Genomic DNA, 11,936 nt, shown 5'->3' with positions numbered 1-11,936 from the left:
TCTTAGAATGTCACCATAATTCATTACTAAGTTTTTAATTACAACAGCAGTACAAGGAGAGCAGTCATCATGGAAAAAGCAGGAAATCGGGCGCTGGTTTTAGCGGCAGGCATGCTGGTCATGCTGTGTTCCGGCGCGGTGTATATCTGGGGCGTCTTTCAGGGGCCTCTGGTCAGCATGTTCGCGTGGACGCAGACCGCGACCGCGTTCACGTTTTCACTCACGCTCGGCATTTTTGGTCTGGGTACGGTGGTGGGCGGGCGGATTGTCGATAAATTCGGCCCGCGCGAGGTGACGGCGGTGGGTGGCCTCCTGATCGGTGGCGGGGTCTATCTGGCCAGTTGGGTCACTGCTGACCGGATCTGGCTGCTCTGGTTGTCCTATGGCGCCATGATGGGGTTTGGCGTCGGGATGATCTATACGCCGATCATTGCCTGTCTGTCGAAGTGGTATCCGGACAAGAAGGGGATGATCACCGGCCTGGTCGTCGGCTCGCTCGGGGCAGGGGGACTGGTCTTTACGCCGGCGGCCAAGACGTGGGTGAGCACCTATGGCGTGCTCGGGACCTTCGCCATCATGGGCATCCTGTTCGGGTGCATGGTCGTGGGGGCGGCTTTCTTTCTGAAGAACCCGCCTGAAAACTACAAGCCGGCCGGTTGGGTGCCGCCGACCACCGGTGCGAGCGCTGCCGTGACGAGAAACTATCCGCCGGCCGCGATGCTGACGACACCGCAGTTCTACGCCTTGGCCATGGTGCTGCTCATCGGCACGATGTCGGGCCTGATGGTGATCCCGTTCGGCAAGATTCTCGCCGTCCAGGCGGGGCTTTCGGATACGGTGGCCACCATGGCCATCATGCTGATCTCGATTGGCAATGCGGCCGGCCGTTTCATCTGGGGCACCGTTTCGGACAAGCTGGGCCGCCTCAGAACGATCATGGGGATTCTGTGCATTTCCGGGACGACCATGCTCTTCCTGAGCCAGTTGACCGGCATCAGCTCCCTGGTCGGGATCGGGATCGTGGCGTTTTGCTACGGCGGCATTTTGGGCACCATGCCGGCCACGACGGCGGATTTCTTCGGTGCCAAGAATCTCGGGACCAACTACGGCGTGCTGCTGCTGGCCTTCAGCATCTCCGCCATCGGGGCGCCGATTGTGGCCGGCATGGTCAAGGATGCGACCGGCGACTTCACCACGGCGTTCCTGATCGGCGGTGTGTCGTGCCTGCTGGCTTTGGTCATCGCCTTCTTCATCAAGCCGCCCGCACCGCGGGAGGTCAGCCTGAATCCGGCCTGAGCGGGCGGGGGTTCAAGCCCAAACAAAAATCGCGGCCGAGGCCGCGATTTTTTTGAGCTGCGCTGCGCTTAGCGCGAAATCGGCTTGTAGCGGATGCGCTTGGGCTTGGCGCCTTCTTCACCCAGACGGGCCTTCTTGTCGGCCTCGTATTCCTGGTAGTTGCCCGGGAAGAACGTCCATTGCGACTCGCCTTCAGCAGCCAGGATGTGGGTGCAGATACGGTCGAGGAACCAGCGGTCGTGCGAGATGACCAGCGCACAGCCCGGGAATTCAAGCAGGGCGTCTTCGAGGGCGCGCAGGGTTTCCACGTCGAGGTCGTTCGACGGTTCGTCCAGCAGCAGGACGTTGCCGCCGGCCATCAGCGTCTTGGCCAGGTGCAGACGACCGCGTTCGCCGCCGGAGAGATTGCCGACCTGCTTGCCTTGGTCGGCGCCCTTGAAGTTGAAGCGGCCGATGTAGGCGCGGCTCGGCATTTCGAACTTGCCGATCTGCAGGATGTCGCTGCCCTGCGCGAGTTCTTCGAACACGGTCTTGCTGCCGTCGAGGCAGTCGCGCGACTGGTCGACGTAGGCCATCTTCACGGTCTGGCCGATCTTCACTTCGCCGGCGTCCGGTTGCTGCTGGCCGGTGATCATCTTGAACAGGGTCGACTTACCGGCACCGTTCGGGCCGATGATGCCGACGATGGCGCCCGGCGGGATGGCGAAGCTGACGTTGTCCATCAAGAGCTTGTCGCCGAAGGACTTGGTGACGCCGTTGAATTCGATGACCTGGTCGCCCAGGCGCTCGCCGACCGGGATGAAGATTTCCTGGGTCTCGTTGCGCTTTTGGTATTCGTAGGAGGACATTTCCTCGAAGCGGGCCAGACGGGCCTTGGACTTGGCCTGACGCGCCTTGGGGTTGGAGCGGACCCATTCGAGTTCCTGCTTCATCGCCTTCATGCGGGCGGCTTCCTGCTTTTGTTCCTGCTCCAGGCGTTCTTCCTTCTGTTCCAGCCAGGAGGAGTAGTTGCCCTTCCAGGGGATGCCTTCGCCGCGGTCGAGTTCGAGAATCCATTCGGCGGCGTTGTCGAGGAAGTAACGGTCGTGGGTGACGGCAACCACCGTGCCCGGGAAGCGGACGAGGAACTGTTCCAGCCATTCAACCGATTCTGCATCAAGGTGGTTGGTCGGTTCGTCGAGCAGCAGCATGTCCGGCTTGGAGAGCAGCAGCTTGGCCAGGGCGACGCGGCGCTTTTCACCGCCGGACAGAACGCCGATCTTGGCATCCCAGGGCGGCAGACGCAGCGCGTCGGCGGCGATTTCCATCTGGTGCTCGGTGTCGGCGCCGGAGGTGGCGATGATGGCTTCGAGGCGCGCCTGTTCTTCAGCCAGCTTGTCGAAATCGGCTTCCGGATCAGCGTAGGCGGCATAGACCTCGTCCAGCTTGGCCTGGGCCGACATCACTTCGCCTAGGGCGGATTCGACTTCCTCGCGCACGGTCTTTTCGGCGTCGAGTTGCGGTTCCTGCGGCAGGTAGCCGATGGAGAGATTCGGCTGCCACTGCACTTCGCCGTCGTATTCCTTCTCGACGCCGGCCATGATCTTCAGAACCGTCGATTTACCTGCGCCGTTCAGGCCGAGCAGGCCGATCTTGGCGCCGGGGAAGAAGGAAAGGGAAATATCCTTGATGATCTGCCGCTTGGGCGGCACAACCTTGCTCACGCGGAGCATGGACATCACGTATTGGGCCATGAAAATACCTTGTAGGGATTGCTGAAAACAAAGCGGGCCCGGCAACCGGGCCCTTCACGCATTATTATCGCCTAAATTGCAGCGCGATCAGCGCAGGATGTCCTCGATGGCATCGACCACCATGCGCGTGCCGACAGCAATCATCAACACATCGGCACCGATGCGGACATAGTCGTAACCGGCAGGCGGACGGGGCAGTCGCCCACGCAGGTCGCCCGGGATCGGGTAATAACGGATGTCCTGAGGCAGCGCGTAACCACGCTGCCATTTGCGGGCCTGACCCGGCGGCAGGCAGCCATTGCCTTTCTTGGCCAGGCCCGGCGGGCAGTGGCCGCTGCGGCGCTGATCACCGTAGTAGTCGTAGATGGCACGGCGATCGTCGTCGCCAAAGCGGATGTTGATATTGATGCCGCCATCGCGCCGGTCATCGCGGTCATAACGGTCGCGGTCACCACGGCGGTCATCATAGCGGCGATCATCGTAACGTTCTTCGTAGCGGTCATCGTCCCGGCCATGCCCGTGTCCGTGTTTGCCGCCTTTGTCAGCCAGCACGGATTGGCTGGTTCCTAAAAGGAGGCAGGTTAGGGCACAGCAGGCGCGTTGCTTGAACGTGGCGGTCATGGCTTTCGTCCTCATGAAAACGGTGGCGTGGCGATCAGGATTCCCCAAGTTTAGTGCTGTTTCTGTCCCCGCTGCAAAAAACGCGAAACAGGGCTTGCGTTCTCGCTGAATGTCCGTATAATGCGCGGCTCTGACAGCGCGCCCGTAGCTCAGTTGGATAGAGTACTTGGCTACGAACCAAGGGGTCGGGCGTTCGAATCGCTCCGGGCGCGCCATTCAGAACAAGCACTGGGGCCAATCAATTGATTGGCCTTTTTGCTTTGCGTGGGGAGAAATTGGGGAGTGTACTTGCCTGTTCTTTCCCGCGGCACGCTTGGGCATTTTTTTGCCTTTACGGCGATGCTGGCGCGATCGATGTATTGGGTCGCTTTGCCTCACTGGCTCAGAGGGCGAATCTGCTGATCCTGCCTAGGTATTCCCCCTGTTTACCATTGTCATGACTCCTCCTATCCTGCGCGGTTACGCACAGGAGGATGACAATGACGAGCAGTTCGCTGGACGATATCCCTTGCGATCTTTCCTACCTCTTGGGCAACCTGGGGGGAAATCGCGAGTCTGCCCGGCGCCTGATCGGTATTTATCTGGATAACTATCCAAAACTGCGCTCATCCCTCGAGGCCAGCTTTGCTGCCCGTGATCTGGAAGCCCTGCATAACCTGATTCACGATATCCGGGGGGGCTGTGTGCTGTTTGGTGCGGCCCGTTGCATCCGTCTGGTGCGCCAGATGGAGGATCAGATCCGCATGCATCGTTTTGATGTGCTTCAGCCGGCACACTGGGCTCAGTGGGCGGATGATGCGGAGGCATTGGGGGCTGCGCTGGAGGAACTGGCGAGCGAACTGCGCCAGTTTCTCGAGGCTGAGTTTGCTTAATCGAGCAGGGCGTGTTGCAAGGCGTAGCGGGTCAGGCCGGCCACATCGCGCAGGCCCACCCGCTGCATGAGCTGCGAGCGGTGAAACTCGACGGTTTTGGGGCTGATCCCCAGTTCGCGGGCGATGGTTTTGGTGGTCATGCCCGAGGCGACGCGTTTCAGAATTTCCAGTTGTCGTGCGGTCAGGGCGGGGGCGGAGGATTTGTCTGCCCCTTCGCTGCCAGCCGGTGAGGGCTGCAGGCGCGGTGAGATGTAATGGCCGCGTTCACGTACCGATGACAGGGCATCGGCCAGTTCCTGGAAAATGAAGTCCTTGGCAAGGTAGCCGTTGGCACCTGCATCCAGGGCTTTTTCAGCGCTTTCCTGACGGTCCACCACGGAGAGCATCAGAATTTTGGTGTCGTGGTTGAAGCTGCGGATGTGTCGGGCAACCTCGATGCCGGAGAGCCCGGGCATCATGAGGTCGAGCAGGATCAAGTCCGGCGAGAGCGTTTTGGCCATCGTGACCGCCTCCGTGCCATCCGCACATTCTCCAACCACGCTGTAACCGGGCAGTGACTCAAGCAGTGCTCGAATACCGGCTCGGGCAAGCAGGTGATCGTCCACGAGAAGGGTACGGGTCTGGTGCATGTGATCGTCGGCGGTGGATATAAGGCGCGGATGATAGAGGATGCTTTCGTTCATATCCACAGGGTATATCACTAGTCACTGCTATGAATTCTGATCTGGATCAGCATTCGTCATGGCATTGCCCATTCTGGGTTTTGTGAATATTTTGTTGCGCTGCACAAAATATGTTGACAAGCATTGAGCAATAAATAGAATGAAGTCATTGTGCGGTGCAACAAAGCCCGCCGCGAACCCCCAAAACCCCAATGGAGTGCATACCATGTACGTCAAGCCTGAAGATTTCGCCAAGTCCGGTGTCAATTTCGCCGTTTTCTTTGCCAACACTGCCTTCGAAGGCATCGAGCGCCTGGTTCTCCTGAACATGGCCGCTTCGCGCTCCGTGTTTGAAGCCACCATGTCCAATCTGAGCGCCATGCTGGGTGCCAAGGACGTGCACGCCCTGATCGAAATCCAGAAGGGCCTGGCCGCCCCGTCCGTGGAGCAAGGCATGGCCTACTCCCGCAACGTGATCGCCATTGCGACCGAAACCAAGGAAAAGATCGCCAAGGAAGTCGAAGCCAAGGTTGCTGAAACCAATGCTCAGGTTTCCGGCCTGGTTGAGAAGGCGCTGGCCTCCGCTCCGGCTGGCTCCGAAGCCGCTGTGGCCGCCGTCAAGACCGCGATCAAGACCGCGAACGAAGCTTACGAAGGCCTGAACAAGGCTGCCAAGCAGGCTGCTGAAGTGGCCGAAGCCAGCGTGGCTGCCGTGACCGACGCAACCATGAAGGCTGCCAAGAAGGTTGCCTGAGTTTTACGCGCTGCATTTTAAAAATACCGGGGTACGCCCCGGTATTTTTTTGTCTTTTATCGCTTCCTGATAGAATTTTGTCATTTTTTGGGGGGTGATCATGGCGGCTGGTGCGGAAAAATCGTCCGATTCAATTTTGCTACGTGGCTTGTCGGCACGAGAACAAACGATCATCCACGGATTTTTTCATTACCGTGACTACCAGATTGGCGAGGTCATCTTCGATGCGGGTGAAGAAGGTCAGGCGCTTTATCTGATCGAATCCGGGGATGTAGCGATTTGCCTGCCTGGGTCGCAAGCAACCCCGGTCGCCAAACTGAGTTCGGGCGATTTTTTTGGTGAAATGGGCCTGCTGGATGATGCGCCGCGTTCTGCTCAGGCTCGCGCGACGGCGCCGGCGCGCGTGGCCGTGCTGTCGCGCAGCGATTTCGATCGTTTGATGGCTTCGCATGCACGTATTGCATCATGCGTTGCTTTCCAACTGGCCAGGGAATTGGGGCTGCGTCTGCGCGGCATGTTGCAGGCCGGAGCGGTTAAATGAAGTCCTTACTCGCCCGCTATCAACCCGGTCCAGTCGTTTGGGTCGGGAATATTCTGGTTACCTGCCTGATTCTTTTCGCCTTTCAGAAGCTGCTCTGGCTGGTGGTGCCTTTTGTTTTGGCACTGGTTATTTATTATGCATTGCTGCCCCTGAAGTTTCGCCTGGTCTTGCGAGGCGTGTCGCACGACAATGCGGCAGTCAGGGTCAGCCTCGCAGCCTTTGCCCTTGTTTTGCTGATGCTGGTTTTCGGCTTCCCGGTCTTGCTGGCGGAGTCAGTGACCTGGAAGGCCACGGCCATGCGCTACTTGAATGGGGGCTTGCAAATGCTGGAGACAGTATTGGTCCAACTCGAGGGGGAGGTGGAGATGCTGGCTGAGGCGCATGTGAGTCAGGCGATGGCGCAGCAGATTGCTCACTTTTCTGCAGATTTTTCGGAAAAGCACTTGCCGCACATCGCCATGGGGATCGCTTCCTGGTCTCCGACCTTGTTGCTGGCGCCCTTTCTTGCATTTTTCATGCTCCGGGATGGATGGCGCTTCCGCAAGTTTATTATTCGCGCGGTGCCGAATGCCTATTTTGAACGCAGCCTGTATTTGATCGATCAGGTGGATCGTACGTCGCGTCTTTATTTCATGGGCCTGATCAAACTGACCGCTCTGGATACAGCCTGTCTGGCCGGGGGGTTGTGGCTGATCGGGATATCGGGTGCGCTTGGTTTGGGCCTCCTGACTGCGGTACTGGCCTGGATCCCATTTATCGGTTCTGTGGTCGGATGCGTCTTGGTGGTATTGGTGGCAGCCACGGATTTTCCGGGGGACCCCAATATGGTTTACGCCACCGTCGGCTTGTTTATCTTTGTCCGCCTGCTGGATGATTTTGTATTTATGCCCATGACCATTGGGAAGAGTCTCAATATGCATCCCATGCTGACGGTCCTGATGATTTTCATCGGTGGCGCGGTGGCAGGGGTGCCCGGACTGATGCTGGTTTTGCCGGTGCTGGGGGTGGTCATGGTCTTGGGTGAAACGAGCGGCCAGTTGTTGACCGATCCGCGCCTGCGCGCCCGGCATGCACATGCGCGTGCTTTGCGCGCACATCAGGCGAGACAGGATCTGGATTTCCCTGGCTGAGCTTTTGCTGATCGCAACTGCGCTGGATCAATAGAAAAGGGGCCAATTTGGCCCCTTTTTGCATGTCGACCGTCGGCTTACTTGCGGCTGGCCTTGGTCGGCTTGCCCTTGCCGCCGCGTGCGCCGCGGCAGTTTTCCAGGCGTTCGCCCTTGAGTTTGCCGGCTGCACCGTCAATCACCGGTTCAATGCTCTCCAGGCCCAGCTTGCCCGGTTCGGCGGCAATCAGTTTGAGACCGCGTCCCTTGGGCAACTGGCGGATTTCCTCGATGGGGAAGACCAGGGCACGGCCATCCTTGGTGAGGACGGCGATTTCACCTTCGGTGGGTGCCGGCTGGAAGATCGCCGGTTGTTCGCCTGCGTCGAGTGTCAGGAAGGCTTTGCCGGCCTTGCCGCGGGAGAGGAGGTCTTCGCCCTTGACGCGGAAACCGTAGCCGCCTTCGCCCGCAACCAGGTACAGCTTGTCGGTTGAAATGGCTTGGGCAAGGACCGTTTTACCGCCATCCTGGAAGTCGACCAGCGAGGTGGCCGGGACGCCGTCCCCCTTGCCGCCGGGCAGATCGGCGGCAGGAATGGAGTAGGCGCGGCCCTGGTGGTCGAGCAGGATCAGGTGGTCGACTGTCCGGCAGGGAATGCAGGCCAGCAGGCTGTCACCGGAGCGGAAGCTGAGCTGGGTCGGATCGACGTTGTGGCCGGTGCGGGAGCGCAGCCAGCCGTGTTTGGAGACGATGAGCGTGGTCGGCTCATCCGGGATCGAGACATTCTTGGCGTCGGAGAGGGTGACGCGCTCGGCGGCTTCGATCAGGGTACGGCGGTCGTCGCCGTATTTTTTGGCATCGGCTTCGATTTCATCGGCGACACAGGCGCGCAACGCGGTCTCGGCGTCGAGCAGGGTACGCAGACCGGCGGCCTCGGCGCGCAGTTTGGCGAGTTCTTCGCCGATCTTGATGCCTTCGAGGCGGGCCAACTGGCGCAGGCGGATTTCCAGGATGTCTTCGGCCTGGATCTCGGTCAGCTTGAAGTGGGCGATCAGATCGGCCTTCGGGTCATCCGATTCGCGGATGACTTTGATCACGCGGTCGATGTCGAGCAGGATGGCCTGGCGGCCTTCCAGGATATGAATGCGCTTTTCTGCTGCGGCGAGGCGATGGCGGGTGCGCCGTTCGACGGTCGACAGGCGGAAACGGCACCATTCCGAGATCATGTCGTACAGCGTGCCCTGGCGCGGCGCCCCGGCCAGGCCGAGGATGGTGAGGTTGATCGAGGCGTTGGTTTCCAGGCTGGTATGGGCGAGCAGCAGGCGGATCAGGTCGTCCTGGCCTTGGCGCGAACTGGCCGGCTCGATGACCAGGCGCACGGCGTGTTCCTTGCCGGATTCATCACGCACGCCGCCTTCGGAGATGGCCGAGAGGAAGGCAGCCTTGAGGTTGAGCTGTTCCGGCGTGAAGACCTTTTTCCCGGCTTTTTCCTTGGCCACCGGGTTCGAGCAGCTTTCGATTTCCGACATCACCGTGGCCGTGGAGACGCCCGGGGGCAGCTCGGTGATGACCAGGCGCCACTGACCGCGCGCGAGGGCTTCGATCTTCCATTTGGCCCGCACACGCAGGCTGCCACGGCCGGTTTTGTAGGTGGCGGCAATGTCTTCCGGCGTCGAGATGATCTGGGCGCCCCCCGGGTAGTCCGGGCCGGGGACGCAACGCAGCACGTCGTCTTCGCTGAAATCCGGGTTGCGGATGAGGTTGACCGCCGCCGAGGCGATTTCACGCAGGTTGTGCGACGGAATTTCGGTGGCCATGCCGACTGCGATACCGGAGGCGCCATTCAGCAGGCAGAAGGGCAGGCGGGCCGGGAGCAGGCAGGGTTCGTCATTGACGCCATCGTAGTTCGGCTTCCAGTCAACCGTGCCTTCGTCGAGTTCGGCGAGCAGCAGTTCGGCAATCGGCGTCAGGCGGGCTTCCGTGTAGCGCATGGCGGCGGCGTTGTCGCCGTCGCGCGAACCAAAGTTGCCCTGGCCGTCGACCACCGGATAGCGCAGGTTCCAGTCCTGGGCCATGCGCACCATGGCGTCGTAGACCGAGGAATCGCCGTGCGGGTGGTATTTACCGATCACATCGCCGACGACGCGCGCCGATTTGACGTGCTTTGGGCTCTTGTAGAGGCCCATGCGGTGCATGGCGTAGAGGATGCGGCGCTGCACCGGCTTCTGGCCGTCGGCATTGGAGGGCAGGGCGCGGCCGGTGACGACGCTCATCGCATATTCGAGGTAGCGGCGGGCAGCGTAGTCGGCCGGTGAGGGAATGTCCGGTGCTGCAGCCTGGGCTGCCGGGGGCAGGGGCGGCGGCGTCTCCGGTGATTCGGCAGGTTGCGGGGCGTTAAACAGGTTCAGCTGGTCAGTCATGTGTCTGCGGGGAAAGTACGGGCAAGCAGGGCCTGCAAGGCCTGTGCGTTAATGGGTTTCGTGACGAAATCGTTCATGCCCGCCTCGAGGCAGCGTTGGCGGTCGCCTTCTGCTGCGTTGGCGGTCATGGCAAAAATGCATGCCGGTGTCTGGCCGGTGCGGGCTTCGCGGGCCCGGATTTTCTCTGTGGCCTCGATGCCGTCCATGATGGGCATCTGCATGTCCATCAGGATCAGGTCAAAGGTGTGTTCATTCAGGATGTCGAGTGCCTTGCCGCCGTGATCGGCAATGGTGACATGGTGGCCCCAGTTGCCGAGGAGCTTGCTGGCAACGCGCTGGTTGAGGACGGTGTCTTCGACCAGCAGGATGTTCAGGGGGCGAGCCTTTTCCGCTGGCTGCAGCACGTCGACCGGGGCGGACACTTGCTCCGGCACGCGGGGCAAGGCCAGGGTGACGACAAAACGTGTGCCTTGGCCCAGGACGCTGTCGATCCTGATCTCACCGTGCATCTGTTCGACCAGGCGTCGGCAGATGGTCAGGCCGAGGCCGGTGCCGCCGTAGCGTCGCGTTGTCGATGCGTCGACCTGGGTGAAGGCCTTGAAGACCTCCTCGAGCTTGTCTTCCGGGATGCCGATCCCGCTGTCACTGACCGTGATCTGTACCCGGCAGATGTCCGGCTGTTCGGACGGCATGCTGTCAACGGTGAGTGCAATATGGCCGCGGTCGGTGAATTTGACAGCATTACCGAGCAGATTGAGCAGGATCTGGCGCAAGCGGACCGGGTCGCCGAGCAGTTGGGGCGGCAGGTCGGGCGGGATCGTTTCGCGAATCTGCAGCCCTTTGGCGCGGGCGCGTACGGCAATGTTTTCCAGCGACTCGTGGCAGAGATCGGCCAGTGACAGCGGGATGCTTTCGAGTTGAATCTGGGTCGATTCGATTTTCGAGAAATCCAGAATGTCGTTGATGATCTGCAGCAGGTGATTGGCCGAATTCCGGACAATGCTGAGCTGTTCTGTCTGCTCCGGGTTGAGCGGGCTTTCCAGGAGCAGTTCCGTCATCCCGATGATGCCATTCATCGGCGTCCGGATTTCGTGACTGATGTTGGCCAGGAACTGCGATTTGGCGATGTTGGCGGCCTCGGCCGCCTCGCGGGCGCGCTCGATATGTGCCTGAGTGGCCTCGATCCGGCGCATGGCCAGCCAGCCCAGCAGCATCACGGTCAGGACGACCAGAACGACAATCGCCAGTTGGGTATGCAGCAGATTGCGTTTTTGCTCCTGCAGCTTCTGTTCCAATGCTTGCAACTGGTTGTTGCCGACAAAAAACAGGCGGTTGGCGTTTTCGTTCAGCCGAAAGAAAAAGGAGGGGATGCTCTTGTACTGATAGAGCAGTTGCTCCCGGGTCGTGCGGAAACAGGCGACATCGTTTTCGGCGCAATGCTCCTGGCGGCTGAGCGTGGCATCCAGCGTGGCGAGGCGCGTGCGGAGTTGATCGATGTAGGGCGAGATTTCAATGACTTCGAGGACGAATTTCGAGTTGCCGGCATCGGGCTGGTAGTACTCCTGGCGCACGGTTTCGTCGTAGCCCTCGATGTTCAGATAAAGACGTTTCGTGACCACGCCGCCCGATTGCAGGACATGAATGGCATGTTCCAGCTCATTCGTGCTGCGCAGGATGTCCCGGCTCAGGCGTTGACGGGTGGCTTCACCCGCCACGGCAAACTGGAAAAAATGACTTTCGATCTGGCGAATGGTGTTGGCGATGTGCTCACCAATGAACAGCCGTGCCCGCTCATTGGCGCTTTGCGCATCGAGATCGTCGATCAGATTGCTGATCACGGCATTGACCCCGACGATGGCGAGAAAGCCCGTCAGGAAGAGGGCCAGCAGTGCAAGCAGGAATCGGCTGGTCAGCGAACGTTGGATCACGGC

Annotated in this window: 10 protein-coding genes and 1 tRNA gene; 6 read left to right on the top strand and 5 right to left on the bottom strand. The window is 60.3% G+C overall.

The annotated features are described in order from the left end of the window. The first annotated feature begins 69 nt into the window (after positions 1–69). On the top strand, positions 70–1,296 hold the full coding sequence (locus AACO21_RS04090; protein WP_346191217.1) for an OFA family MFS transporter: 1,227 nt from the start codon (positions 70–72) through the stop codon (positions 1,294–1,296). Between the two features lie 68 nt (positions 1,297–1,364). On the opposite strand, the gene ettA is transcribed toward AACO21_RS04090, so the two are convergent. Together ettA and AACO21_RS04080 are read right to left on the bottom strand one after the other, a co-directional pair. Next, on the bottom strand, positions 1,365–3,029 hold the full coding sequence (gene ettA, locus AACO21_RS04085; RefSeq protein WP_346191216.1) for an energy-dependent translational throttle protein EttA: 1,665 nt from the start codon (positions 3,027–3,029) through the stop codon (positions 1,365–1,367). 87 nt (positions 3,030–3,116) lie between these two features. After that, positions 3,117–3,650 (bottom strand): RcnB family protein, encoded by a 534-nt coding sequence (locus AACO21_RS04080; protein ID WP_346191215.1) that lies wholly within the window; start codon positions 3,648–3,650, stop codon positions 3,117–3,119. A gap of 138 nt (positions 3,651–3,788) precedes the next feature. On the opposite strand from AACO21_RS04080, the gene AACO21_RS04075 reads away from it, so the two are divergent. Together AACO21_RS04075 and AACO21_RS04070 are read left to right on the top strand one after the other, a co-directional pair. Then, a tRNA-Arg gene (locus AACO21_RS04075) sits at positions 3,789–3,865 on the top strand. A 264-nt stretch (positions 3,866–4,129) separates the two neighbouring features. Beyond that, entirely contained in the window at positions 4,130–4,522 is a 393-nt protein-coding gene (locus AACO21_RS04070; RefSeq protein WP_346191214.1) for an Hpt domain-containing protein, read from the top strand. On the opposite strand, the gene AACO21_RS04065 is transcribed toward AACO21_RS04070, so the two are convergent. Next, a complete protein-coding gene (locus tag AACO21_RS04065; RefSeq protein WP_346191213.1) occupies positions 4,519–5,205 on the bottom strand; it encodes a response regulator transcription factor in 687 nt (228 codons plus the stop codon). The genes AACO21_RS04070 and AACO21_RS04065 overlap by 4 nt on opposite strands. Positions 5,206–5,410: 205 nt before the next feature. Between AACO21_RS04065 and AACO21_RS04060 the strand changes: the two genes are divergently transcribed. From AACO21_RS04060 to AACO21_RS04050, 3 genes are all read left to right on the top strand, one after another. Continuing rightward, complete coding sequence (locus AACO21_RS04060; RefSeq protein ID WP_346191212.1) at positions 5,411–5,938, top strand: phasin family protein; 528 nt, start codon at positions 5,411–5,413, stop codon at positions 5,936–5,938. Between the two features lie 100 nt (positions 5,939–6,038). Further along, positions 6,039–6,479, top strand: a complete 441-nt coding sequence (locus tag AACO21_RS04055) for a cyclic nucleotide-binding domain-containing protein (protein WP_346191211.1) — start codon at positions 6,039–6,041, stop codon at positions 6,477–6,479. Then, positions 6,476–7,609 carry an AI-2E family transporter gene (locus AACO21_RS04050; protein WP_346191210.1) on the top strand — a complete coding sequence of 378 codons (1,134 nt, stop codon included), beginning with the start codon at positions 6,476–6,478 and terminating at the stop codon, positions 7,607–7,609. The genes AACO21_RS04055 and AACO21_RS04050 overlap by 4 nt, the downstream gene beginning before the upstream one ends. 77 nt (positions 7,610–7,686) lie before the next feature. Here AACO21_RS04050 and parC read toward each other — a convergent pair whose 3' ends face one another. Next, positions 7,687–10,005 carry a DNA topoisomerase IV subunit A gene (gene parC / locus AACO21_RS04045; protein ID WP_346191209.1) on the bottom strand — a complete coding sequence of 773 codons (2,319 nt, stop codon included), beginning with the start codon at positions 10,003–10,005 and terminating at the stop codon, positions 7,687–7,689. After that, positions 10,002–11,933 carry an ATP-binding protein gene (locus tag AACO21_RS04040; RefSeq protein ID WP_346191208.1) on the bottom strand — a complete coding sequence of 644 codons (1,932 nt, stop codon included), beginning with the start codon at positions 11,931–11,933 and terminating at the stop codon, positions 10,002–10,004. Before AACO21_RS04040 ends, parC begins: the two co-directional genes overlap by 4 nt. Positions 11,934–11,936: the final 3 nt, after the last annotated feature.

Source organism: Dechloromonas sp. ZS-1, assembly GCF_039649255.1.
In the GTDB taxonomy this organism is placed as follows: Bacteria; Pseudomonadota; Gammaproteobacteria; order Burkholderiales; family Rhodocyclaceae; genus Azonexus.
The sequence above is the reverse complement of the archived record's forward strand: the minus strand, read 5'-3'. Positions and strand labels throughout refer to the sequence as shown.

Bases quoted from the DNA above. Each gene is read 5' to 3' on its own strand.
- AACO21_RS04090 (WP_346191217.1), top strand. From the start codon at position 70: ATGGAAAAAGCAGGAAATCGGGCGCTGGTTTTAGCGGCAGGCATGCTG.
- AACO21_RS04050 (WP_346191210.1), top strand. From the start codon at position 6,476: ATGAAGTCCTTACTCGCCCGCTATCAACCCGGTCCAGTCGTTTGGGTC.
- ettA (WP_346191216.1), bottom strand. From the start codon at position 3,029: ATGGCCCAATACGTGATGTCCATGCTCCGCGTGAGCAAGGTTGTGCCG.
- parC (WP_346191209.1), bottom strand. From the start codon at position 10,005: ATGACTGACCAGCTGAACCTGTTTAACGCCCCGCAACCTGCCGAATCA.
- AACO21_RS04065 (WP_346191213.1), bottom strand. From the start codon at position 5,205: ATGAACGAAAGCATCCTCTATCATCCGCGCCTTATATCCACCGCCGAC.
- AACO21_RS04070 (WP_346191214.1), top strand. From the start codon at position 4,130: ATGACGAGCAGTTCGCTGGACGATATCCCTTGCGATCTTTCCTACCTC.
- AACO21_RS04080 (WP_346191215.1), bottom strand. From the start codon at position 3,650: ATGACCGCCACGTTCAAGCAACGCGCCTGCTGTGCCCTAACCTGCCTC.
- AACO21_RS04060 (WP_346191212.1), top strand. From the start codon at position 5,411: ATGTACGTCAAGCCTGAAGATTTCGCCAAGTCCGGTGTCAATTTCGCC.
- AACO21_RS04055 (WP_346191211.1), top strand. From the start codon at position 6,039: ATGGCGGCTGGTGCGGAAAAATCGTCCGATTCAATTTTGCTACGTGGC.